Source organism: Pseudomonas sp. NPDC090201 (assembly GCF_044746825.1).
GTDB lineage: Bacteria > Pseudomonadota > Gammaproteobacteria > Pseudomonadales > Pseudomonadaceae > Aquipseudomonas > Aquipseudomonas putida_AD.
In genome coordinates, this window is sequence record NZ_JBIVCX010000003.1 from 112,084 (window position 1) to 136,335 (window position 24,252).

The following is a 24,252-nucleotide window of genomic DNA, read 5'->3' on the forward strand; positions in this document are numbered from 1 at the left end:
CTTAACTCGTTGTTATATAGCTGAATTGCCCAGCGCGATTTTGCAGCGTTCTTCGGCGGTATCCAGTTCCAGCTGCATCTGCTGGATGTCCAGCAACTGCTGATCGAGCTGCGCGCGGCGCTCGGCGATTTTCTGCAGCATGGTGGTCAGTTGTTTCTGGTTGTCGCCGGTTGGATCGTAGAGGCCGATCAGGTCGCGGCATTCGGCGAGGGAAAAACCGATGCGTTTGCCCCGCAGGATGAGCTTGAGGGTGACTTTGTCCTTGGCCGAATAAATGCGCTCCAGGCCACGGCGCTCGGGGCTGAGCATGCCTTGTTCTTCATAGAAGCGGATGGTGCGGGTGGTGATGTCCAGCTCGCGGGCCAGGTCGGAGATGCTGTAGGTCGGGTTGCTCATGGGAGGCTCGAAGGAGGGTGCTTGCGGGTAAGCTACGGCGACCTTAACGTAAACGTCAAGTCTGTGCGCGATGGCTCAGACACCGCCATGCTCCACGTAGCAGCACGGCTTGCCGGCGAGGGCGTTTTCAAAATCGCCGACGCCGGCAAGCCGGACTGCTACGGGTAAGGCTTGCACCCGCCCCTGTAGGAGCGCGCTTGCCCGCGACAGCGCCCCTGAGATCGCCGACGCCAGCAAGGCTGCTACGGGACTGTAGCCTAGAACCCACATTAGATGTTCTTTATAACTAACTGATAAACAACTATTTAACCGCTACTTCAAGTTCTTTCTCAAGTTTGCGCTCCTGCGCAGTCACCAGTTGGCACAGCTCGATGATCTGCTCGCGCATCCAGCGGTTCGCGGGGTCCTGGTCGGTGCTTTCGTGCCAGTACAGGTGGGTTTCGACCGTGGGCACGTCGTTCACCGGCAGGTACACGAAATGCAGGTCGTTGCGCCGTGCGAAACGTTCGGGGACGGTCATGACCATGTCGGTCTGGTGCAGCACCTGGGACGCCATCAGGTAATGCTGGGAGCGCAGGGCGATCTTGCGCTGGATGCCCATCTTGCCCAGTGACAGGTCCACATAGCCGAGGCCACTGCGGCGGCTGGAAATGTGGATGTGCGCCACAGCCAGATACTCATCCAGGGTAATGCTCTGCTTCTGCGCCAATGGGTGGCCGCGGCGCATGGCGCACACGTACTGGTCTTCCATCAGCTTGACATGGCGTACCTGCGGGTCAGTGTTCAGCGGCGCGTCCACGGCAAAGTCCAGGCGACCGGCTGCCAGTTCCTTGGTGGTTTCCCGGCGTCTGGAGAGAAAACTCTCGATGGTCACCGCCGGTGCCAGGCGGCGCAGGCGTTGAAACAAGACTGGCAGAATTACCGCTTCGGTAAGGTCGGTCATGCTGATGCGGTAGTTCTTGACGGCCTGCAGCGGGTTGAAGATACGGCTTTCCTGCACTGACACTCGCAGCAGAGACAGGGCATTGCGCACCGGACCGATGATGTTCTGGGCCATGGGTGTAGGCACCATGCCCTGGGCCGTGCGCACGAACAGCGGGTCGTTGAAGGTCTCGCGAAGCCGTGCCAGGGCGTTGGACACTGCGGGCTGGGTGATGCCGACGATCTGGCCGGCGCGGGTCAGATTGGCTTCCGTGTAGATGGCGTCAAACACAATAAAGAGGTTGAGATCGACCTTGCTCAGATTCATTGCTTTGCGCCTCTCGCTGATTTTTATTTTGGGACGTTCGTACAGGAACGGGGCAATCATATATCAGTGATGAATGTTTATACACGGCGAGAATAGGTTAGATAAATGGAAGGGCGTGATCTAGCATCCTCGGCATGTTTTGAAACACCTCATCAGAAGGTAGCTGCCCATGGATTTCGCTTACTCCCCCAAGGTCCAGGAATTGCGCGAGCGCGTCACGGCGTTCATGGACGCCTATGTGTACCCCGCCGAGCCGGTGTTCGAGCGGCAGGTGGCCGAAGGCGACCGCTGGCAGCCCACCGCCATCATGGAAGAGCTCAAGGCACGGGCCAAGGCCGAGGGTTTATGGAACCTGTTTCTGCCAGAATCGGAACTGGGCGCGGGGCTGACCAACCTGGAATACGCCCCCTTGGCCGAGATCATGGGCCGCTCGCTGCTGGGACCGGAGCCGTTCAACTGCTCGGCACCGGACACCGGCAACATGGAAGTCCTGGTGCGCTACGCAAGCGAGTCACAAAAGCAGCAGTGGCTTGAGCCTTTGCTGCGTGGCGAGATCCGCTCGGCGTTCGCCATGACCGAGCCGGACGTGGCCTCCTCGGATGCCACCAACATGGCGGCGCGGGCCGAGCGCCAGGGCGATGAGTGGGTGATCAATGGCCGCAAGTGGTGGACCTCCGGTGCTTGTGATCCGCGTTGCAAGATCCTGATCTTCATGGGGCTAAGCAATCCTGACGGGCCGCGTCACCAGCAGCATTCGATGATCCTGGTGCCTGTCGGCACGCCCGGCGTGAAGATCGTGCGGCCGTTGCCGGTGTTCGGCTACGACGACGCGCCCCATGGCCACGCCGAGGTGCTGTTCGAAGACGTGCGAGTGCCTTACGAGAACGTGCTGCTGGGCGAGGGTCGCGGTTTCGAGATCGCCCAGGGCCGCTTGGGGCCGGGGCGGATTCACCACTGCATGCGCTCGATCGGCATGGCGGAGCGCGCGCTGGAATTGATGTGCAAACGTTCGGTCCAGCGCACGGCCTTCGGAAAGCCATTGGCGCGGTTGGGCGGTAATATTGACAAGATCGCCGATTCTCGGATGGAAATCGATATGGCGCGCCTGTTGACGCTCAAGGCTGCGTACATGATGGACACCGTTGGCAACAAAGTGGCCAGAAGTGAAATCGCCCAGATCAAGGTGGTCGCGCCCAACGTCGCGCTGCGGGTGATCGACCGGGCGATCCAGATCCATGGCGGTGCGGGTGTCAGTGGCGATTTCCCGCTGGCCTATATGTACGCCATGCAGCGCACCCTGCGCCTGGCGGACGGCCCGGATGAGGTGCACCGGGCGGCGATTGGCAAGTATGAAGTGGGCAAATATGTGCCTAGAGAGCTGATGCGTTCCTGATCCCAACACAATGCCTGTAGGAGCGCGCTTGCCCGCGACGGCGTCCGTCCAGACACCGATGATGTGTCTGACACGGCGGGTCGTCCGAATGCGGCCCAGACCAAGCGTGCTCCTACAGATCGGTGTCACTCCACCCACACCTCAACCCGCCGATTCTTGATCCGGCCTTCATCGACATCATTCGCTGCCACCGGCATCTCATCCCCAAAGCCCTGCACATCGCGCAGGATCACCTGGCTTTTCAGCAGTTCCCGGCGCACGGCCATCGCCCGCAGCCTGGACAGCAACTGCGCCCGGGCCGGGTCACTCTTGGCATCGCCGAACCCCACCAACGTGACTTTCTGCTTCAGCTTGTCATGGGTCTTGAGGTAATCGACCACCCGCTTCAGATCCAGCCGGGCCTTGGAGTCCAGGGTGGCGCTGCCTTGGGCGAAGCGGAAATTGACTGAAAGGCGCTCGGCCTCGCGGGTCAATTCCTGATACTGCGCCGGCATTTCCTGGGTAGGCCGTACCTTCACCGCCTGCACGGTCTGGGCGACGAAACCGTTCTGCGCGACGATGGACTGACCCTGCGGACTCTGGGCGAAGCGCACCAGCGCCTTGGCCCAGCGCTGTTTGCTGTCGGGCGCAAGGTACAGATACAACCTGCGGGACAGGGGGTAATCTTCGGTGGCAATCAGGCTGACGGTGGGCAGCATGGGTCTGGAATCGCCGTCGATGATCGCCACGGCCTTTGCCTTGCGCACGTAGGGCAGACCGATGAAGCCGATGCCTTGGCGGTCCTGGCTGACCTCGTCGGAAAGCTCTTCGCTGGATTCGAAACGTTTCGCCTGCGCGCTCAAGGTTTTGCCAAATTTGGCCAGGACCAGTTCGGCGAACGTGTCATAGGTGCCTGACTGTTGGTCGCGGGCGTAAAGATGGATGGCGCCGCCAGTACCGCCCACCTGTTCCCAGTCGTGGATCTCGCCGCTGAACATCCCGGCCAGTTGCGCGGTGGTCAGTTCACGGACGGGATTGCCCGGGTTGAGAATCACCGCTACGCCATCGATGGCGATCACCTGTTCAGCCTTGGCATTGCGCAGGTCGCCCAGTGCCGAGAGTTCGCTGGCCTCACTGTCCCGGATGGGTCGTGAAGACGCGGCGAGGTCTGCATGATTGTTTTTCAGCGCGCTAAAGCCTGTGCTTGAGCCGTGAGCGGCAATGTCGATGCGGACATTCTCACCGGACGGCAGCTGACCAACGACACGGCTTTCATTGGCGCGTGCACCCGGTTGCAGCTCGACGGCGCGTGCGCCTTGTTCGCCGAGCAACCCCATGACCAGCGCCGGACCCAACTGGGCGCCAATGGTGTTGGAACCTTGAATGCGCAAAGCGGGCGTGCCGTCAGCGGGTACGGGCAGGGCGCCAGCGTTTGCGAAGAAAGGGATCAGCGCCGCCAGGGAGGCCACGATGAGAGAGGAAAGTAAACCAGTGCGCTGCATGAGCGGCATCTTCTTGTAAACAAAAGTTGCCGGAGAATAAGACAGTCGCGTTGCATGAATATGACAGCGAAAAGACCGCTGACGCCGGCAAGCCGGACTGCTACGGATACGGCTGTACGCGACGGAGGCGTGCACCGCATAACCCGTAGCAGCACGGCTTGCCGGCGGGAGCGATCTCAAGGACGCCCCCGCGGGTAAGCCCGGCTGCTACGGGTTAGGGGTTGCAGGCACGATTCGGTACACCAGGGGCGGGGCTCAGGTTAATTCCAGCCAGATCGGCGCATGATCGGAAGGTTTTTCCATTCCGCGCAATTCGTAATCGACACCGGCTGCCTTGATCCGCGGTTGCAGGCCATGGGACGCCATGATCAGGTCGATGCGCAGGCCGCGCTTGGGCTCGTCTTCGAAACCGCGGCTGCGGTAATCGAACCAGCTGAACTGGTCGATCACTTCCGGGTACAGATGCCGGAAGCTGTCCACCAGGCCCCAATTCTTGAGCTTGGCCATCCACTCGCGCTCTTCGGGCAGGAAGCTGCATTTGCCGGTTTTCAGCCAGCGTTTGGCGTTGTCCGGGCCGATGCCGATGTCGCTGTCTTCGGGGGAAATGTTCACGTCACCCATCACCAGCAACGGCTGATCATTGCTGAAGCGCGTTTCCAGCAACTGTTGCAGGTCGGCGTAGAACTTGGTCTTGGCCGGGAACTTGGTGGGGTGGTCGCGGCTTTCGCCCTGTGGGAAGTAGCCGTTCATGATCGTCACCGGCACGCCGTTACGATCGGCGAAAGTGCCCCAGATGAAACGGCGCTGGGCCTCTTCATCGTCGGTGTCAAAGCCCTTGTGCAGGCTCAGCGGTGGCAGGCGCGAGAGCAGGGCGACACCGTAGTGGCCTTTCTGGCCGTGGAAGTGAACGTGATAGCCCAGCGCTTCGATTTCCGCTTGCGGGAACTGTTCGTCCGAGACCTTGGTTTCCTGCAGGCCGATGACGTCGGGCTGGTGTTTTTCGATCAGCGCCGCCAGCTGATGCGGACGGGCGCGCAGGCCGTTGATGTTGAAAGAAACAATTTTCATAGACGCAAGTCCCGGCACAAAACAAAAAGCGATGCTAGCTGAGCACGCCGCCAACGGCCAGCGCCAACACACAATCTCGGACTGCGAGCCTGCTACGCTGTAGGAAACGCAGGTAAAACTCGCCGGAACTGTCGTGGGAGCCAGTCACTCGAAGTGTTGAAACCAGCAGACCGGCCAGTCGCGCCAGGTCGCCATGGAAAGGAACGGATCACATGCCTGAATCAACGAATGCCCCTGCCGAAATTCGTCAACTGGACAGCGGCTATTCCAGAGAAGCACGCTCCCTGTTGTATCAGGCGTATCGGCACGAACCCAGCTTCGAGTGGCTGTTCGAATCAGCACGCCCCGGCTATGAGCAGCGAGTGCGGGCGACCATCCGTGAACTGGTCAAGCAACACTTCCTTCAGGACATGCCGGCCCTGGGGCTCTTCGTCGAAGATCGTCTGATAGGCGTGGCCCTGATCGCGCCGCCGCAACGTCGTCTGGGCATCACCGAAAGCTGGGCCTGGCGCCTGCGTATGGTGATGGGCGCCGGGTTGCGCTGCACACAGCGCTATCTGGAGTATTACCAGTCAGTGCTGGCCTGCCTGCCCTCGGACGCGGTGCATGTCTTGCCACTGCTCGGCATTCGCCCGGACTTCCAGGGCCAGCACTATGGCGAACAGTTGCTGCAAGCGCTGCATGACTGGTGTGCCGTGGACGAGAATTCCCAAGGGGTGGTGCTCGATACCGGAAACGGTAAATATCTGGATTTCTATCGCAGACAGGGGTACGAGGAAATCGGTGAAATTGCCGTAGGACCTGTCCGAGAGCATGTGTTTTTTCACCCCAATCCACAGGTTTCACTGGGTTCCATGGCTTGACCGCGGATTAACTCTCAATTCCTGCGGGTTTCAGCATCGCCCGCCGCTCGTGTAGCATCCGCGCCTATGAAGTTTCCCGGTCGATTCACCAGTGGTTTTCTCCTGATGGTTTCCAGTTGCGCGGTTTTTGCCGATGCGCAACTGGATGTGAAGATAAAACCGTCCAATTCCGCTCTCAAATCCAACATTGAAGGGTACGTGGGCAGCCTCGGCGAGCGTGACGAACAGGCGCTCGAGCGTTTCAGCGTGGGGGCCGTCGAGCAGGCGCAGAAAGCCGCGCAGGCCCTGGGCTACTACCAGGCCCAGGTCGACAGCGAAGTCAAACGCATCGACAAGAACCTGCATCTGATCCTGAGTGTGCAAGCGGGCGAGCCGGTGCACCTGCGCAACGTGACGGTACGCATCGAAGGCCCCGCCAGCCAGCTCAAGGCATTCAGAGTGCCCAAGAGTGACGCGCTGAAAACCGGCGCTGTGCTTAACCATGGCAATTACGAAGACGCCAAGAAACTGATCCAGAATCAGGCGGCGCGCTATGGCTTCTTTAACGGTCGCTTCGTGACCCAGCGTCTGTCGGTCGATCCCCGTGCAGGGGTGGCCGACATCGAACTGGTCTACGACAGCGGCCCGCGTTTTTCCCTGGGCAAGGTCATTTTCAGTGGCGATGCGCCCTTCGACGAGGACCTGCTCAAGCGCATGGTGCCGTTCAAAGAAAATACCCCCTATGACTCCGAGCTGATTGCCGAGCTCAATCAGGCGATGCAGTCCAGCGGGTACTTCGAAGGTGTACGCGTCGATGCGTCGCCCACCGACGCCCAGGGGCAAGTCATCCCGGTGGCCGTTCAGTTGCAGACCCGCAAGCCGCGAACCATGGGCCTGGGTGTAGGGTATTCCACGGACGTCGGGCCGCGGGTCAAGGCCAACTGGACCCGGCACTGGGTCAACCCGCAGGGCCACAGTTATGGCATCGAGTCGGAGCTGTCCGCGCCGAGGCAGAACGTCGGCCTGTTCTATGACATTCCGCTGGATCCGCCGCTGACCGACAAGCTCCGCTTTGCCGGCGGCTATCAGTATGAAGAGATCGCCGATACAGACAGCCTCAGCAAACTGCTGACGGTCGGCCCCGAATGGCACAGCAAGTTGCCCAGCGGTTGGGAGCGGGTGATTTCCCTCAAGTGGCAGCGCGAAGAGTATCGCCTGGGTAACGATTCGGGCCTGAGTACGCTGTTGATGCCGGGTATCAGCTATTCCTACCTGCGCAGCGACAACCGCATCGATCCGCACAACGGCTATCGCTTGCAGTTCGAGACTCAGGTCGCCAAGGAGGGCCTGGGGTCGGACGCCAACGTGGTGCACGGCACCGCACTGGTCAAGGGGCTGACCACCATCGCCCAGAATCATCGGTTTCTGGGACGCGTTCAGGTGGGCGGCACCGCCACCAACGGTTACAAATCCATTCCGCCTTCGCTGCGTTTCTTCGCCGGTGGCGACCAGAGCGTGCGCGGCTATGACTACCAGTCGTTGTCCCCGGAAAACTCCGACGGCGACAAGATCGGTGGCCGCTACATGGTGGCCGGCAGCGCCGAGTATCAATACTCGATTGCCGAAAAATGGCGGATTGCTGCGTTCATCGACGAGGGCAACTCCTTTAACTCACTTGACTTCCCCAGCCTGAAAACCGGTGTCGGTATCGGTGTGCGCTGGGTTTCACCGGTCGGGCCGCTGCGCCTGGACCTGGCACATGCACTGGATGATGACGGCGGTATTCGTCTGCACTTCTCGATGGGACCTGAACTGTGACGAGTACGGCTTTGCTGAAACGTATTGCAATCATTACCGGGCTCAGCCTGTTGGCACTGGTGCTGCTGGTGGTTGTGGCTGTGGGAATGATCCTGGGCACTCAGTCGGGTAGCCGTATGGTGCTGGGATGGGTGCCCGGGGTGCAGGTCGAGAACTTCAGCGGCCATCTGGGTGGGCGCTGGCAGGCTGATTCCCTTGTGTGGCAGAGCGGCGAGAGCAAGGTCGAGGTTGATGCACCGGTGTTCGACTGGTCGCCGTCGTGCCTGACCCGCATGACCCTGTGCATCGACACCCTACAGGCAGGCGATATCCGCATGCACTTTGTTCCCTCGACTGAGCAATCGAACAGCGGTCCCATCACCTTGCCGGATCTGAAGTTGCCCTTGGCCATAGAGCTTGGCCAGGTGCAGGTCGGCAGCCTGCATCTGGATGGCAGCGAGCAGGTGCGCGACCTGCAACTGGCGGCCCACTGGACCGCTGACGGGCTGAAAATCGACTCGGTGCATGCCCAGCGCGACGATATCGTCCTTGACCTCAACGGCTTGCTCAAACCGGTCGCCGACTGGCCATTGACTGCCCAGGGCCAGGTCAAGCTTCCGGATATCGCCGGCAAGCCATTATCGCTGACGCTGGACGTCACCGGTGACTTGCTCAAGACCCTCAACCTCAATGCCCGGACCACCGGTTACATCGATGCGCAACTGGTGGGCCAGTTGCAACCGCTGGTGGAGAACCTGCCCGCGGAAGTCGCGATCACCAGTGACGCCTTCAAGCCTGCCGATGATCTGCCTGACACCTTGCAACTGAACAAGCTGACCCTCAATGCCAAGGGCGATCTGGCCCAAGGCTATGGGATTCTGGGTAATGCGACTTTGCCCGCCGAGCAGGGCCCGGTGACATTGGCATTGCAAGGCCGGGTCGATGCCAAGGGCGCGCAGATCGGAACCTTGGATCTGACCGCGAGCAACGAACAGCGCCTGAAACTCAGCGGCACACTGGACTGGCAAAAAGGATTGAATGCCGAGGCTAAAATCGACTGGCTGGATTTCCCCTGGCATCGTCTGTACCCGGTGATCGATGAGCCTCAGGTCAGCGTTCACAGCTTCAAGGGCGAGGTGTCCTACACCGATGGCAAATACCTGGGTAACTTTGCCGGCGACTTCAAAGGCCCAGCCGGGGCCTTCAGCCTGCAAAGCCCGTTCAGTGGTGACCTGCAGCAGATCTTCCTGCCGCAGCTCGAACTGGTGGCCGGGCAGGGCAAGGCCACGGGCCATCTGAATCTGCAGTTCGCCGACGGCATCGCTTGGGACACCGCGCTGGACCTTAGTGCCATTGACCCGTCTTACTGGGTGGCGGAGCTTCCGGGCTCGCTCGCAGGCCCGTTGCGCAGCAAGGGCGCGTTCAGGAACGAGCAGTTGAACCTCAACGCCGACCTGGACCTCAAGGGCCGCCTGCGCGGGCAGCCCGCCGTGTTGCAGACCAAGGCCGATGGCACCGGGGACAAGTGGAACCTCAATGCACTGGAGATCCGCCTGGGCGACAACCGCATCCAGGGCAGTGGCAGCCTGCAGCAAAAACTGGCCGGGCAGGTGGACATCAACCTGCCTCGCCTGGGGCAGCTCTGGCCACGCCTGCAGGGGCAGGTCAAGGGGCGGCTGGACCTGGCCGGCACGCTGCAGGCGCCGCAAGGGCAACTGGGCCTGCAAGGCTCGCAACTGGCCTATGAAACCAACAAGCTGCAAAGCTTGAATCTGGCCGCGAAACTGGACAACGCCCAGCGCGCCAACATCGAACTCAAGACCACCGGCATCCAGGCCGGCGACACCGCGCTGGGCACGCTGACGGTCGATGGGCAGGGCGATATCAAGCGCCAGCAGGTCAAGCTCGGCTTGCAAGGCCCGCTGCTCAAGCTGGCATTGGCGCTGGACGGCAACCTGGACAAGGGCAACTGGCGTGGACGCCTGGCGAGCGGCGATGTGCAGACGGGCGGACAAGACTGGAAGCTCCAGCAACCGGCGAAGCTTGAGCGTCTGGCCGATGGCAAGATCAACTTCGGCGCCCATTGCTGGCTGTCCGGCAACGCCAGCCTGTGCGGCGAAGACCAGCGCCTGATGCCCGACCCGCGCCTGCGCTATCACCTCAAGCAGTTCCCGCTGGACAGCCTGGCGCAGTGGCTGCCCAAGGACTTCGCCTGGAAAGGCCTGCTCAATGCCGACGTGCAACTCGACGTTCCGGCGTCAGGCCCCAAGGGCCAGATCGTTGTCGATGCCAGCGGCGGTACGCTGCGAGTCAGGGACAAGGGCCAGTGGCTGGATTTCCCTTATCAGACGCTCAAGCTGACCAGTAACCTGACACCGAAGAAAGTCGATACCAGCCTCGATTTTCGCGGCGGCAAGCTGGGTGAGCTGATCGCTCGCCTGAGCATCGATCCCTTGGCGAAAAACAAGACCGTCAGCGGCGACTTCAATCTCAGCGGGCTGGACGTTTCCGTGGCCCGCCCATTCGTGCCCATGGTTGAGAAGCTCAATGGCAAGCTCGACGGCAATGGCCGGATAACCGGTGGCTTGCTGGCCCCTCAGGTCAACGGCAACGTCACCTTGAGCGAAGGCGAGGTGTCGGGACCTGAGCTACCGATCAGCCTGGAAAAACTCAATGTGCAGGCGCTGATCGCCGGCGAGAACGTGCAGCTCAAGGGTAACTGGAGCAGCGGCGCGGCCGGGCAGGGCAATATCGGCGGGCATGTGGCCTGGGCTCAGGGGCTGGACGTCGATATCGCTTTGCAAGGCTCGCGCCTGCCCATCACCGTGGAACCCTACGCCAAGCTTGAAGCAGCACCGGATCTGAAAATCACCTTGCTCAACGACCGCCTGGCGGTGTCTGGCAAGGTGCTGATTCCCAAGGGTGAGATCACGGTTCGCCAGTTGCCGCCATCGACGGTCAAGGTGTCCGATGACACGGTGATCGTCGGTGCGCAGACCAAGGAAGGCAAGCCGCCGCTGGCCATCGCCATGGATGTGAATGTCGAGGTGGGTCAGGACAAACTGAGTTTCAGCGGCTTCGGCTTGACCGCCAACCTGGCCGGGCACGTGCACATCGGCGACAACCTCGACACCCGAGGCGAGCTGAACCTCAACGATGGCCGCTACCGCGCCTACGGCCAGCGCCTGACCATTCGCAAGGCGCGGCTGTTGTTCGCAGGGCCTTTGGATCAGCCGTATCTGGACATTGAAGCGATTCGTCAGACCGATGATGTGATTGCCGGTATTCGTCTGACCGGCAGCGCCGAGCAGCCCACCACCACGGTGTTCTCGGAGCCTGCGATGAGTCAGGAGCAGGCGCTGTCGTACCTGGTGCTGGGCCGACCGCTGAGCACCAATGGCGAAGACAACAACATGATGGCCCAGGCTGCACTGGCTCTGGGGCTGGCGGGCAGTTCATCGACGGCGGGCAAGCTGGCTTCGGGGCTGGGTATCAAGGACTTCGACCTGGACACCTCCGGCAGCGGCGACAAGACTTCAGTGGTTGCCAGCGGCAAGATTACCGACAAGCTCAGTCTGCGATATGGGGTAGGGGTGTTCGAACCGGCCAATACCATTGCATTGCGTTACCTGTTGAGCAAAAAGGTGTATCTGGAAGCCGCAAGCGGCGTGGCGAGTTCGCTGGATATCTTCTACAAGCGGGATTTCTGAAGGCCGCCTGTAGGAGCGCGCTTGCCCGCGATTGCGGTGTATCAGACGCCTCCGAGGTGACTGACGGGACGCCGTCGCGGGCAAGCGCGCTCCTACAGGTGAAGAGGTTTGTCAGATATTGCTGAGGTGATGGACCTGACGCCATCGCGAGCAAGCTCACTCCTACAGGCGATGCGGTGTGTCAGGTGAGCGATCCGTAGCAGCACGGCTTGCCGGCGGGGGCGATCCTGAAGGCGCTCCCGCCGGCAAGCCGTGCTGCTAAATTTGGTTTACCCGTTGACGAGCTTCAACGCCGCCTCCGGATACCGTCCGCCGGCCACTGCATTCACGGGGAACAGATCCTTGAGTGTTTGAAGTTCGGCGCCGCTGAGCTTCACGTCCAGTGCCGCGACGTTCTCTTCCAGGTACTTGCGCTGTTTGGTCCCCGGAATCGGGATCACGTCGTCTCCTTGCGCCAGCACCCACGCCAGCGCCAGCTGCCCGGCAGTGACGCCTTTGTCCCTGGCCAGTTGCTGAACCTTTTCCACCAGCAACAGGTTCTTGCTGAAGTTCTCACCCTGAAAGCGCGGGCTGCTGCGGCGGTAGTCGTCGGCGGCGAAATCGTCCGGGCTTTTCAGTGTGCCGGTCAGAAACCCACGTCCCAGCGGGCTGTAGGGCACGAAGGCAATCCCCAGGCGGCGGCAGGTTTCCAGTACGCCATTCTCTTCGGGGTCACGGCTCCACAGCGAGTATTCGGTTTGCAGCGCGGCAATCGGATGAACCCTCTGCGCCCGCTCCAGCGTCTTGGCCGAGGCCTCGCTGAGCCCCAGATACCGAACCTTGCCCGCCTTGACCAGATCGGCCAGCGCACCCACCGATTCCTCGATGGCGATGCTCGGGTCGATGCGGTGCTGGTAGTACAGATCCAGTGTGTCGATGTTCAGCCGCTTCAAGGTGCCGTCGATGGCCGCGCGGATGTATTCCGGGCTGCCATTGACACCCCGTGCCGCAGCATCGCCCGGGGTGCGCACGATGCCGAATTTGCTGGCGATGAAGGCCTGGTCACGCTTGCCCGCCAGCGCCTTGCCCAGCAGCTCTTCGTTGGTGTGCGGGCCGTACATGTCGGCGGTGTCGAACAGGGTGACCCCCAGTTCCAGTGCGCGGTGGATCGTGGCCACGGCTTCCCGGGTGTCGGTGCCTGTGGTGTAGAAGTCAGTCATGCCCATGCAGCCAAGGCCTAATGCCGAAACCTGTGGTCCGTTCTTGCCGAGTTGACGGGTTTGCATGTCGAGTTCCTTTTGCGGATTGAAGACCCGCCCATTGTTGCGCCTAGAAAGAATCTTGATAAACCGCCTGAAAATGCTTTCACTATTGGTAATTTCTAAACAATGCCCCGCCGGAGCCCTCAATGGACCGCCTCAACGCCATGCGTGCCTTTACCCGGATCGTCGAACTGGGCGGGTTCGCCAGGGCGGCCGACAGCCTGCACATGCCCCGCGCCTCGGTCACCATCCTGATCAAGCAACTGGAAGCCTATCTGGGCGTGCAACTGCTGCTGCGCACCACGCGGCAGGTCACGCCGACGCTGGACGGGCAGGCCTACTATCAGCGCTGCGTCAGCCTGCTCAATGACCTGGATGACGCCGAATCGGCGTTTTCGTCGGTGGCCCGGCAGCCCCAGGGCGTGTTGCGGGTGGACATGCCCGCAGGCGTTGGCCGCCTGATCGTCATGCCTGCGCTGCCGGAGTTCACCGAGCGCTACCCGGGGCTTGAGCTGGAAGTGGGCATGAACGACCGCCCGGTGGATCTGATCCGCGAAGGCTTCGATTGCGTGATCCGGGGTGGCCAGCCGCTGGATCACTCACTGGTGGGAAGGCCCTTGGCGCAGATGCGTCAGGTGATCTGCGCCAGCCCCGCCTATCTGGCACGCAGCGGCGTGCCGCGAACGCTGGCGGACCTGGGCGGGCATAAGGTCATCGAATACTTTTCCGCAACCACCAATAAACGATATGGCCTGGAATTCGTCATAGACGGCAGGGATCAGGAAATCAGCCTGGGCAAGACCCTGGCCACCAACAGCGCCGATGGCTATCTGGCCGCCTGCAAGGCCGGGTACGGGCTGGTGCAGACGCCGTACTATCATGCCGCCGGGCCACTGCGCCGGGGCGAACTGGTGGAGGTACTGGCCGACGTGCCGCAGCCGACCCTGGCACTGACCGCGCTGTACCCGGCCCACCGGCAGATGTCGCGGCGGGTGAGGGTGTTCGTCGACTGGCTGGTGGAGCTGTGCGCGCGGCCCGGCCTGCTCGACAGGCCCGAACCAGAGCACATTCTCTGACAATAAATTCATGTATAGCGGTAGGTAGGTTACCGGTTTCGTGGTTAACTTCGTTTTTCTGCAACACCCTTGCGGCACCCTCAGAATCGCAACTTCAGAATAAGGACTCAGCTCATGGCTCAAGTGACTCGTCGAGGCTCCCCGGTACAGATCAGCGGCGAACTGCCAAAGGTCGGCAGCAAGGCGCCTGCCTTCAAACTGGTCGGTGGCGATCTGGCTGACGTGACCCTGGAAACCTTTGCCGGCAAGCGCAAAGTGCTGAACATCTTTCCAAGCGTCGATACCCCGACCTGCGCGACTTCCGTGCGCAAGTTCAACGCCCAGGCCAACGATCTGAACAACGCCGTGGTGCTGTGCATTTCCGCTGACCTGCCGTTCGCCCAGGCGCGTTTCTGCGGCGCCGAAGGCCTGGAAAACGTGAAGAACCTGTCGACCATGCGTGGCGCCGACTTCATGGAAAACTACGGCGTTGCCATCGCCGACGGCCCGATGGTCGGCCTGACCACGCGCGCCGTGGTAGTGCTGGACGAAAACGACAACGTCCTGCACAGCGAACTGGTACCGGAGATCGGCCAGGAGCCGAACTACGACGCCGCACTGGCTGTCCTGAAATAAGTTGTCCGTTGCGTATTGGCCGCGTTATCCGGGCAATACATCGCAACACAAAACGGCCTGACTCGATCAGGCCGTTTTTATTTGCACGTCAGCACCTTACCAAAGTAAGCACTAGGTAAATTGCCGGTAAAGGCCCTTTGCTTGGCACGTATCTATGCTTATTGTTCAGCCTTCCGAAGACGCTCACGCGCACACTGGTTGACTTATTCATGCAATCGTCTGGTCCTCGCAACTCCCGTCGCTGGCTGTTCAGCCTGCTGGTTCTCTTGATCGTCGCAGGCGTCTGCTGGCATTACTGGCCCCGCCTGGGTGTAGAGTCGTCGGCGGGTAAAACCGACGCCACCGCGCAGAAAGGCGAGCAACCACACAAGGGTGCGAGCCGCAGTGGCGGGGCGGGGAAAATGACCGGCCAGCGTCCGGGCTTCGGCGGTTCCACCGGGCCGGTTCCGGTGCGCGTCGCGCCTGCGACCACCGGTGACTTCCCCATCTACTACAAGGCACTGGGCACCGTCACGGCGATGAACACCATCAACGTGCGCAGCCGGGTGGCGGGGGAACTGGTCAAGATCAACTTCCAGGAAGGCCAGCAGGTCAAGGCCGGCGACCTGCTGGCGGTGATCGACCCGCGCAGCTACCAGATCGCCCTGCAACAGGCCGAGGGCACGCTGATGCAGAATCAGGCGCTGCTCAAGAATGCGCAGATCGACGTGCAGCGCTATCGCGACCTCTATAAAGAAGACAGCATCGCCAAGCAGACGCTGGACACCGCCGAGTCGCTGGTCGGCCAGTATCAGGGCACCATCAAGACCAACCAGGCGGCCGTGGGCGATGCCAAGCTGAACCTGGACTTCACCCAGATTCGTGCACCGATCTCCGGCCGCATCGGCCTGCGTCAGCTGGACGTTGGCAACCTGGTGGCGGCCAATGACACCACGGCACTGGCGGTCATCACCCAGACCAAACCTATCACCGTCAACTTCACCTTGCCCGAGAAAGACCTGGCCGACGTCATCAGCCACTACCGCAACGGCGACAAGCTGCCGGTGGAAGCCTGGGACCGTGGCGATGTGAAAATGCAGGCCCGTGGCGTGCTGGCCAGTATCGACAACCAGATCGACATCACCACCGGCACCCTGAAATTCAAGGCGCGTTTCGAGAACGAAAGCGAATCGCTGTTCCCCAATCAGTTCGTCAATGCGCGCCTGTTGGCCAACACCCTGAAAAACGTCGTGCTCATCCCTTCGGCAGCGGTGCAGTTCGGGGTCAACGGCACTTTCGTTTACGTCATGGACGGCGACAAGAAAGTGCGGATTCGCCAGCTCAAGGCCGGCCCCAGCGATGAAAACTCCACTGTCATCACCGACGGCCTGATCGCCGGTGACCGTGTGGTGCTCGAAGGCACCGACCGCCTGAAAGACGGCAGTGACGTGGAAGTGGTCAATGACAGCAAGGACGTCCCGGCCACCCCCGGCCAGAAGCTGCAGGGCAAGCCTTCCAAGGAATCCGGTGAGTCGGCCGGCGCCGACACCGAGCAGAAAGGCAACGTATGAACCTGTCACGCCTGTTCATCCTCAGGCCCGTCGCCACCACGCTGAGCATGCTGGCCATCGTGCTGGCGGGTTTGATCGCGTACACCCTGTTGCCGGTCTCGGCCTTGCCGCAGGTCGATTACCCGACCATCCGGGTCATGACCCTGTACCCCGGCGCCAGCCCGCAAGTGATGACCAGTGCCGTGACCGCGCCGCTGGAGCGCCAGTTCGGGCAGATGCCGGGGCTCACCCAGATGGCCTCCACCAGTTCCGGCGGCGCCTCGGTGATCACCCTGCGCTTTAGCCTGGACCTGAACATGGACGTCGCCGAGCAGGAAGTGCAGGCGGCAATCAACGGCGCCACCAACCTGCTGCCCAGCGACTTGCCCGCGCCGCCGACCTATAACAAGGTCAACCCGGCGGATACGCCGGTGCTTACCCTGGCCATCACTTCCAAGACCATGCTGCTGCCCAAGCTCAACGATCTGGTCGATACGCGCATGGCGCAGAAGATCGCGCAGATCAGCGGCGTCGGCATGGTCAGCATCGCCGGTGGCCAGCGCCAGGCGGTGCGGATCAAGGTCAATCCCGAGGCGCTGGCCGCCAACGGCCTGAACCTCTCGGACGTGCGCACGCTGGTCAGCGCCTCCAACGTCAACACCCCCAAGGGCAACTTCGATGGCCCGACCCGGGTCTCGATGCTCGACGCCAACGACCAGCTCAAGTCCCCGGACGAATACGCCAACCTGATCCTGGCCTACGCCAATGGCGGCCCGCTGCGGCTCAAGGACGTGGCACAGATTGCCGACGGTGCGGAAAACGAACGTCTTGCCGCCTGGGCCAACGAGAACCAGGCTGTGCTGCTGAACATCCAGCGCCAGCCCGGGGCCAACGTCATCGAAGTGGTCGACCGAATCAAGGCGCTGTTGCCGAGCATCACCGACAACCTGCCTGCCGGCATCGACGTCACGGTCCTGACCGACCGCACCCAGACCATTCGCGCCTCCGTCAGTGACGTGCAGCACGAGTTGCTGATTTCCATCGTCCTGGTGGTGCTGGTGACCTTCCTGTTCCTGCGCCGCCTGAGCGCGACGATCATTCCTTCGGTGGCCGTGCCGCTGTCGCTGATCGGCACTTTTGGCGTGATGTACCTGGCCGGCTTTTCGGTCAATAACCTGACCCTGATGGCCATGACGGTCGCCACCGGCTTCGTGGTGGATGACGCCATCGTGATGCTGGAGAACATTTCCCGGCATCTGGAGGAGGGCCAGACCCCACTGCAGGCTGCGCTCAAGGGCGCGAAGCAGATCGGTTTCACCCTGATTTCCCTGACCGTCTCGCTGATCGCGGTACTGATTCCGCTGCTGTTCATGGCCGATGTGGTCGGCCGGCTGTTCCGAGAGTTCGCCATCACCCTGGCAGTGGCGATCCTGATTTCCCTGGTGGTGTCCCTGACCCTGACCCCGATGATGTGCGCGCGGCTGCTCAAGCGTGAGCCCAAGGAAGAAGAGCAGGGCCGGTTCTACCACGCCAGCGGCGTGTGGATCGACTGGCTGATCGGCGCCTACGGCCGCAAGTTGCAGTGGGTGCTCAAGCACCAGCCGCTGACCCTGCTGGTCGCCATCGCCACGCTGGCCATCACGGTGCTGCTGTATCTGGCCGTGCCCAAGGGCTTCTTCCCGGTGCAGGACACCGGGGTGATCCAGGGCATTTCCGAGGCGCCGCAGTCGGTGTCGTTCGCCTCGATGAGCGAGCGGCAACAGGCGCTGGCGAAGATCATCCTGCAGGATCCGGCGGTGGCCAGCCTGTCTTCGTACATCGGTGTGGACGGTGACAACGCGACCCTGAACAGCGGGCGCATGCTCATCAACCTCAAGCCGCACAAGGAGCGTGATCTTTCCGCAACCCAGGTGATTCAACGCCTGCAGCCCCAGGTCGACCACCTCTCGGACATCCGCCTGTTCATGCAGCCGGTGCAGGACTTGACCATCGAAGACAGCGTCAGCCGCACCCAGTATCAGTTCAGCATGTCGTCGCCGGATTCGGAGCTGTTGGCCCTGTGGAGCGGCAAGCTGGTCGATGCACTGGCCCAGCGGCCCGAGCTGAGTGACGTGGCCAGTGACTTGCAGGACAAGGGCTTGCAGGTCTACCTGAACATCGACCGCGATGCCGCCAGCCGCCTGGGCGTCTCGGTGTCCAACATCACCGACGCGCTGTCCGACGCCTTTGGCCAGCGCCAGATCTCCACCATCTACACCCAGGCCAGCCAGTACCGCGTGGTGCTGCAAGCTGCGGCGGGCAACGATCTGGGGCCCAAGGCGCTGGAGCAGATTCACGTCAAGACTACCGACGGCGGGCAGGTCAAGCTGTCGAGCCTGGCGCGCATCGAGCAGCGTCAGGCACAGTTGGCGATTTCCCACATCGGCCAGTTCCCGGCGGTGACCATGTCGTTCAACCTGGCGCCGGGTGTGGCGCTGGGCGAGGCGGTCAAAGTGATTGAGCAGGTGCAGCAGGACATCGGCATGCCGCTCGGTGTGCAGACCCAGTTCCAGGGCGCGGCCGAGGCGTTCCAGGCCTCGCTGTCCAGTACGCTGTTGCTGGTGCTGGCAGCGGTGGTGACCATGTACATCGTGCTGGGCGTGCTCTATGAGAGCTACATCCACCCGATCACCATCCTCTCGACGCTGCCGTCGGCGGCCATCGGTGCCTTGCTGGCGCTAATCCTGAGCGGCAATGACCTGGGCATGATCGCGATCATCGGCATCATCCTGTTGATCGGCATCGTGAAAAAGAACGCGATCATGATGATCGACTTCGCCCTGGACGCCGAACGCAACCGTGGCATCGATCCGCAGACAGCGATCTACGAAGCCGCGCTGCTGCGTTTCCGGCCGATCCTGATGACCACCCTGGCAGCGCTGTTCGGCGCCATTCCGCTGATGTTCGCCACCGGCTCCGGTGCAGAGCTGCGCCAGCCACTGGGTCTGGTAATGGTCGGCGGCTTGCTGGTCAGCCAGGTGCTGACCCTGTTCACCACGCCGGTGATCTACCTGTACTTCGACCGGATGGGGCGCAGGTTCCGTCGCGCCGAAAAGACCGAGGTGGCCGTATGATCGGCACCCCTCATGCGCCGGACCTCAAGCTGACAGGCGGCGCGGCTTCGGCTTGCAGCTTGCGGCTTGTGGCTTGGAGCTGCTCATGAACCTCTCGGCCCCCTTCATCCGCCGCCCGGTGGCGACCATGCTGCTGAGCCTGGCGATCATGCTGCTGGGCGGGCTGAGCTTCGGCTTGCTGCCGGTCTCGCCGCTGCCGAACATGGATTTCCCGGTGATCGTGGTCAGCGCCTCGCTGCCCGGCGCCAGCCCGGAAATCATGGCCTCGAGCGTGGCCACGCCACTGGAGCGGTCCCTGGGCACCATTGCCGGGGTCAACACCATGAGCAGCCGTTCCAGTCAGGGCTCGACGCGGGTGATCCTGCAGTTCGACATGGACCGCGACATCAACGGCGCGGCGCGGGAGGTGCAAGCCGCAATCAACGCCTCGCGCAACCTGTTGCCCAGTGGGATGCGCAGCATGCCGACCTACAAGAAGGTCAACCCGTCCCAGGCGCCGATCATGGTGCTGTCGCTGACTTCCGATGTGCTGGAAAAGGGCCAGCTGTACGACATGGCCTCGACCATCCTGTCCCAGAGCCTGTCCCAGGTCAGCGGCGTGGGCGAGGTGCAGATCGGCGGCAGTTCGCTGCCCGCAGTGCGGGTGGAACTGGAGCCCAAGTTGCTGGACCAGTACGGCGTGTCGCTGGACGAGGTGCGCACCACGATTTCTGGCTCCAACGTTCGCCGACCCAAGGGCTTCGTGGAAAACGCCGACCATAACTGGCAGGTGCAGGCCAACGACCAACTGGAAAAGGCCAAGGATTACGAGCCGCTGATCATCCATTACCAGAACGGCGCGGCGCTGCGCCTCAAGGACGTGGCCAAGGTCAAGGACTCAGTGGAAGACCGCTACAACAGCGGCTTCTTCAACAAGGACGCCGCCGTGCTGCTGGTCATCAACCGTCAGGCCGGGGCCAACATCATCGAGACCGTGGCCGCGATCAAGGCGCAGCTTCCCGCGTTGCAGGCGGTGTTGCCCTCCAGCGTGAAACTGGACCTGGCGATGGACCGCTCGCCGGTGATCAAGGCCACCCTGCATGAGGCGGAAATGACCCTGCTGATCGCCGTTGTGCTGGTGATCCTGGTGGTGTTCGTGTTCCTGGGCAACTTCCGCGCCTCGCTGATCCCGACCCTCGCGGTGCCGGTGTCGCTGGTGGGCACGTTCGCCATCATGTACCTGTGCGGTTTCTCCCTGAACAACCTGTCGCTGATGGCGTTGATCCTGGCCACGGGGCTGGTGGTGGACGACGCCATCGTGGTGCTGGAAAACATCTCCCGGCATATCGACGAAGGCGTGCCGCCGATGCAGGCGGCGTATCGCGGTGCGGAGGAGGTGGGCTTCACCCTGCTGTCGATGAACGTGTCGCTGGTGGCGGTGTTCATCTCGATCCTGTTCATGGGCGGGCTGGTGGAAAGCCTTTTCCGCGAGTTCTCCATCACCTTGTCGGTGTCGATCATCGTCTCGCTGGTGGTGTCGCTGACCCTGACCCCGATGCTCTGCGCCCGCTGGCTCAAACCCCATGTGCCGGGCACCGAAAATCGCCTGCAACGCTGGAGCCAGCGGGTCAACGACCGCATGGTCGCCGGTTACGACAAAAGCCTGGGCTGGGCCCTGCGTCACCGGCGCCTGACCATTGTCACGCTGCTGCTGACCATCGGCGTCAATATCGCGCTGTACGTGGTGGTGCCCAAGACCTTCCTGCCGCAGCAGGACACCGGGCAATTGATGGGCTTCGTGCGCGGGGATGACGGCCTGTCGTTCTCGGTCATGCAGCCGAAAATGGACGTGTTCCGCAACGCGATTCTCAAGGATCCGGCGGTGCAGAGCGTGGCCGGCTTCATTGGTGGCAACGGCGGTACCGGCAACGCCTTTATCATCGTGCGGCTCAAGCCGATTGCCGAGCGCAAGATCGGCGCCGAACAGGTGGTCGAGCGTCTGCGCAAGGAAATGCCCCAGGTCCCTGGCGGGCGCTTGTTCCTGCAGCCCGACCAGGACCTGCAACTGGGCGGCGGCCGCGAGCAGACCACCTCGCAGTACCAGTACATCCTGCAGAGTGGCGACCTTGAAAGCCTGCGCTACTGGTATCCGAAGGTGGTCACGGCGTTGAAATCCCTCAAGGAACTGACCGCCATCGACGCCCACGACGGCGGCGGCACCCAGCAAGTGACCCTGATCGTTGACCGGGACGCTGCCAAGCGCCTGGGCATCGACATGAATATGGTCACCACGGTGCTCAACAACGCCTACAGCCAGCGCCAGGTCTCGACCATCTACGACCCGCTCAACCAGTACCAGGTGGTGATGGAGGTCAATCCGAAATACGCCCTGGATCCGGTGACCCTGGAGCAGGTGCAGGTCATCACCGCCGATGGTGCGCGGGTGCCGCTGTCGACCATCGCCCATTACGAGCGCAGCCTGGAAGATGACCGGGTCACCCACGACGGGCAGTTTGCCTCGGATAACGTATCGTTCGACCTGGCCGACGGCGTGACCCTGGACCAGGCCACCGCCGCCATCGAGCGCGCCGTGGCGGCTGTCGGCTTGCCCGAAGACGTGATCGCCAAGATGGCCGGCACCGCCGACGCCTTCGCTGCAACGCAGAAGAGCCAGCCATGGATGATTCTCGGGGCGCTGGTGGCGGTCTACCTGGTGCTCGGGATTCTCTATGAAAGCTACATTCACCCGCTGACCATCCTCTCGACGCTGCCGTCTGCCGGTGTCGGCGCGCTGCTGAGCATCTACCTGACCGGCGGGCAATTCAGCCTGATTTCCCTGCTGGGGCTGTTCCTGCTGATTGGCGTGGTGAAAAAGAACGCGATCCTGATGATCGACCTGGCCTTGCAACTGGAACGGGGCAGTGGCATGACACCTCTGGAATCGATCCGCAACGCCTGTCTGCAACGCCTGCGGCCGATCCTTATGACGACCCTGGCGGCAATTCTGGGTGCCGTGCCCTTGCTGCTCAGCAGCGCCGAAGGGGCGGAAATGCGCCGTCCACTGGGCCTGACCATCATCGGTGGCCTGATTCTCAGCCAGATTCTCACGCTCTACACCACCCCGGTGGTTTACCTCTACCTCGACCGTCTGCGCCATCGCTTCAACAAGTGGCGCGGTGTGCAGACGGATGCCGCTCTGGAAACGCCGCTATGAACATTCGTCTGAACGCCTCTGTGACACAGCGGACCTTGCCATTTCGGCGCATTTTCAGCGTCAGCCTGTGCGCCTTGCTGCTCAGTGCCTGCGCCGTCGGCCCGGACTACAAAAAGCCGGACGCCGCCACCCCCGCGCACTTCAAGCAGGCCGAAGGCTGGACCCAGGCCAACCCCAGCGATGCCATGGCCCGTGGCGCCTGGTGGGAAGTCTACGGCGATGCGCAGTTGAACGGGCTGGTGGAGAAACTCAACACCTCCAACCAGACCATCGCCCAGAACGAGGCGCAGTACCGGCAGGCGCTGGCGCTGGTCAAGAGCGCCCGTGGTGCGTTCTTTCCGACCCTGGACCTGACCACCAGCAAGAACCGTTCAAGCCAGGGCACCGGCAGCAGCAGTTCCAGCCTGAGCAGTTCCAGCAGCGGGATTCGCGACACCTACAACGCGCAACTGGGCGTGAGCTGGGAGGCGGACGTCTGGGGCAAACTGCGCCGTGGCCTGGAAGCAGACAAGGCCAGTGCCCAGGCAAGCCTCGCCGACTGGGCGTCGATTCGCCTGAGCCAGCAGTCGCTGCTGGTGCAGAACTACCTGCAACTGCGAGTGATCGACGAGCAGAAACGCCTGCTGGAAGCCACGGTCCAGGCCTACGAGCGGTCGCTCAAACTGACCCAGAACCAGTATCGCGCCGGGATTTCCGGGCGCGATGCCGTGGCTCAGGCACAAACCCAGCTCAAGAGCACCCAGGCCGACCTGATCGATCTGGCCTGGCAGCGAGCGCAGTTCGAGAGTGCCATCGCCGTGGCCATGGGGCTGCCACCTGCGGATTTCAGCCTGGCGCCGACCACCGACATTCCGGCCTTGCCGCAGATTCCGGCGCAACTGCCATCGCAGTTGCTGGAGCGTCGCCCCGACATCGCCGCCGCCGAACGGTCGGTGATGGCGGCCAACGCCAATATCGGCGTGGCCAAGGCTGCCTACTACCCCGATCTGACCTTGAGCATGAGCGGCGGCTACAGCAGCAGTACCTTCAGCAACTGGATCAGCCTCCCGAACCGCTTCTGGTCCGTGGGGCCGCAACTGGCCATGACCCTGTTCGACGGCGGCCAGCGCTCGGCCGAGGTCGATCGCACGGAGGCGGTGTATGACCAGACCGTGGCCCAGTATCGCCAGACCGTGCTCGACGGCTTCAAGGAAGTCGAGGATTACATGTCGCAATTGCGCGTCTACGAGCAAGAGGCAGGGGTGCGCAAAGAGGCACTGGATGCCGCCCGTGAATCGCTGCGCCTGACCAGTAACCAATACAAAGCCGGATTGATTGGCTATCTTGATGTAGTGAACGTACAAACCACTGCATTGAGTAATGAGCGCAGCGTGCTGACATTGCTGCAAAGCCGACTGATTGCCAGCGTCCAGTTGATCGCGGCATTGGGTGGCGGCTGGAATACCGAGACAGATATTGCGCAGGAACCGGCGTTTTCCCGCCGCTGATCATGGGTAGAGGCCTATTGCCATGATTGCGACGGAATAACCGCGACATTCTTGCAGAAACC

15 protein-coding genes are annotated in these 24,252 nt (G+C 62.1%); 10 read left to right on the forward strand and 5 right to left on the reverse strand.

What is annotated here, in order from left to right:
- Positions 1-12: 12 nt before the first annotated feature.
- Complete coding sequence (locus tag ACIPOO_RS10630; RefSeq protein ID WP_400606546.1) at positions 13-396, reverse strand: MerR family DNA-binding transcriptional regulator; 384 nt, start codon at positions 394-396, stop codon at positions 13-15.
- 301 nt (positions 397-697) lie between these two features.
- Complete coding sequence (locus ACIPOO_RS10635; RefSeq protein ID WP_400606548.1) at positions 698-1,645, reverse strand: LysR family transcriptional regulator; 948 nt, start codon at positions 1,643-1,645, stop codon at positions 698-700.
- Between the two features lie 169 nt (positions 1,646-1,814).
- Between ACIPOO_RS10635 and ACIPOO_RS10640 the strand changes: the two genes are divergently transcribed.
- On the forward strand, positions 1,815-3,038 hold the full coding sequence (locus ACIPOO_RS10640; protein ID WP_400606550.1) for an acyl-CoA dehydrogenase: 1,224 nt from the start codon (positions 1,815-1,817) through the stop codon (positions 3,036-3,038).
- A gap of 125 nt (positions 3,039-3,163) precedes the next feature.
- On the opposite strand, the gene ACIPOO_RS10645 is transcribed toward ACIPOO_RS10640, so the two are convergent.
- Both ACIPOO_RS10645 and xthA read right to left on the reverse strand, forming a co-directional pair.
- On the reverse strand, positions 3,164-4,528 hold the full coding sequence (locus ACIPOO_RS10645) for a substrate-binding domain-containing protein (protein ID WP_400606552.1): 1,365 nt from the start codon (positions 4,526-4,528) through the stop codon (positions 3,164-3,166).
- Positions 4,529-4,774: 246 nt separating this feature from the next.
- Positions 4,775-5,587: an exodeoxyribonuclease III gene (gene xthA / locus ACIPOO_RS10650; RefSeq protein ID WP_400606554.1), complete on the reverse strand. Its 813-nt coding sequence runs from the start codon at positions 5,585-5,587 to the stop codon at positions 4,775-4,777.
- 212 nt (positions 5,588-5,799) lie between these two features.
- Between xthA and ACIPOO_RS10655 the strand changes: the two genes are divergently transcribed.
- From ACIPOO_RS10655 to ACIPOO_RS10665, 3 genes are all read left to right on the forward strand, one after another.
- A complete protein-coding gene (locus tag ACIPOO_RS10655; protein ID WP_274131124.1) occupies positions 5,800-6,450 on the forward strand; it encodes an N-acetyltransferase in 651 nt (216 codons plus the stop codon).
- A 66-nt stretch (positions 6,451-6,516) separates the two neighbouring features.
- Positions 6,517-8,247 (forward strand): autotransporter assembly complex family protein, encoded by a 1,731-nt coding sequence (locus tag ACIPOO_RS10660; RefSeq protein WP_400606557.1) that lies wholly within the window; start codon positions 6,517-6,519, stop codon positions 8,245-8,247.
- A gap of 14 nt (positions 8,248-8,261) precedes the next feature.
- On the forward strand, positions 8,262-11,936 hold the full coding sequence (locus tag ACIPOO_RS10665) for a translocation/assembly module TamB domain-containing protein (protein WP_400607702.1): 3,675 nt from the start codon (positions 8,262-8,264) through the stop codon (positions 11,934-11,936).
- A gap of 269 nt (positions 11,937-12,205) precedes the next feature.
- On the opposite strand, the gene ACIPOO_RS10670 is transcribed toward ACIPOO_RS10665, so the two are convergent.
- Positions 12,206-13,201: an aldo/keto reductase gene (locus ACIPOO_RS10670; RefSeq protein ID WP_400606559.1), complete on the reverse strand. Its 996-nt coding sequence runs from the start codon at positions 13,199-13,201 to the stop codon at positions 12,206-12,208.
- Positions 13,202-13,323: 122 nt separating this feature from the next.
- On the opposite strand from ACIPOO_RS10670, the gene ACIPOO_RS10675 reads away from it, so the two are divergent.
- From ACIPOO_RS10675 to ACIPOO_RS10700, 6 genes are all read left to right on the forward strand, one after another.
- A complete protein-coding gene (locus tag ACIPOO_RS10675; RefSeq protein WP_400606562.1) occupies positions 13,324-14,253 on the forward strand; it encodes a LysR family transcriptional regulator in 930 nt (309 codons plus the stop codon).
- 114 nt (positions 14,254-14,367) lie between these two features.
- Positions 14,368-14,868 (forward strand): thiol peroxidase, encoded by a 501-nt coding sequence (gene tpx, locus ACIPOO_RS10680; protein WP_274131120.1) that lies wholly within the window; start codon positions 14,368-14,370, stop codon positions 14,866-14,868.
- 194 nt (positions 14,869-15,062) lie between these two features.
- On the forward strand, positions 15,063-16,418 hold the full coding sequence (locus ACIPOO_RS10685; RefSeq protein WP_400607705.1) for an MdtA/MuxA family multidrug efflux RND transporter periplasmic adaptor subunit: 1,356 nt from the start codon (positions 15,063-15,065) through the stop codon (positions 16,416-16,418).
- Entirely contained in the window at positions 16,415-19,510 is a 3,096-nt protein-coding gene (locus ACIPOO_RS10690) for an MdtB/MuxB family multidrug efflux RND transporter permease subunit (protein WP_400606564.1), read from the forward strand. The genes ACIPOO_RS10685 and ACIPOO_RS10690 overlap by 4 nt, the downstream gene beginning before the upstream one ends.
- A gap of 85 nt (positions 19,511-19,595) precedes the next feature.
- The gene (locus ACIPOO_RS10695) at positions 19,596-22,703 is read left to right on the forward strand and encodes an efflux RND transporter permease subunit (protein WP_400606566.1); all 3,108 of its coding nucleotides are present in this window, start codon (positions 19,596-19,598) and stop codon (positions 22,701-22,703) included.
- On the forward strand, positions 22,700-24,190 hold the full coding sequence (locus ACIPOO_RS10700; RefSeq protein ID WP_400606568.1) for an efflux transporter outer membrane subunit: 1,491 nt from the start codon (positions 22,700-22,702) through the stop codon (positions 24,188-24,190). The genes ACIPOO_RS10695 and ACIPOO_RS10700 overlap by 4 nt, the downstream gene beginning before the upstream one ends.
- The last annotated feature ends 62 nt before the right edge of the window (positions 24,191-24,252 follow it).

What these genes read in the sequence shown, in the direction of transcription:
- ACIPOO_RS10630 (WP_400606546.1), bottom strand. Translation starts at nt 396, where the DNA reads ATGAGCAACCCGACCTACAGCATCTCCGACCTGGCCCGCGAGCTGGAC.
- ACIPOO_RS10635 (WP_400606548.1), bottom strand. Translation starts at nt 1,645, where the DNA reads ATGAATCTGAGCAAGGTCGATCTCAACCTCTTTATTGTGTTTGACGCC.
- ACIPOO_RS10640 (WP_400606550.1), top strand. Translation starts at nt 1,815, where the DNA reads ATGGATTTCGCTTACTCCCCCAAGGTCCAGGAATTGCGCGAGCGCGTC.
- ACIPOO_RS10645 (WP_400606552.1), bottom strand. Translation starts at nt 4,528, where the DNA reads ATGCCGCTCATGCAGCGCACTGGTTTACTTTCCTCTCTCATCGTGGCC.
- xthA (WP_400606554.1), bottom strand. Translation starts at nt 5,587, where the DNA reads ATGAAAATTGTTTCTTTCAACATCAACGGCCTGCGCGCCCGTCCGCAT.
- ACIPOO_RS10655 (WP_274131124.1), top strand. Translation starts at nt 5,800, where the DNA reads ATGCCTGAATCAACGAATGCCCCTGCCGAAATTCGTCAACTGGACAGC.
- ACIPOO_RS10660 (WP_400606557.1), top strand. Translation starts at nt 6,517, where the DNA reads ATGAAGTTTCCCGGTCGATTCACCAGTGGTTTTCTCCTGATGGTTTCC.
- ACIPOO_RS10670 (WP_400606559.1), bottom strand. Translation starts at nt 13,201, where the DNA reads ATGCAAACCCGTCAACTCGGCAAGAACGGACCACAGGTTTCGGCATTA.
- ACIPOO_RS10675 (WP_400606562.1), top strand. Translation starts at nt 13,324, where the DNA reads ATGGACCGCCTCAACGCCATGCGTGCCTTTACCCGGATCGTCGAACTG.
- tpx (WP_274131120.1), top strand. Translation starts at nt 14,368, where the DNA reads ATGGCTCAAGTGACTCGTCGAGGCTCCCCGGTACAGATCAGCGGCGAA.
- ACIPOO_RS10690 (WP_400606564.1), top strand. Translation starts at nt 16,415, where the DNA reads ATGAACCTGTCACGCCTGTTCATCCTCAGGCCCGTCGCCACCACGCTG.
- ACIPOO_RS10695 (WP_400606566.1), top strand. Translation starts at nt 19,596, where the DNA reads ATGAACCTCTCGGCCCCCTTCATCCGCCGCCCGGTGGCGACCATGCTG.
- ACIPOO_RS10700 (WP_400606568.1), top strand. Translation starts at nt 22,700, where the DNA reads ATGAACATTCGTCTGAACGCCTCTGTGACACAGCGGACCTTGCCATTT.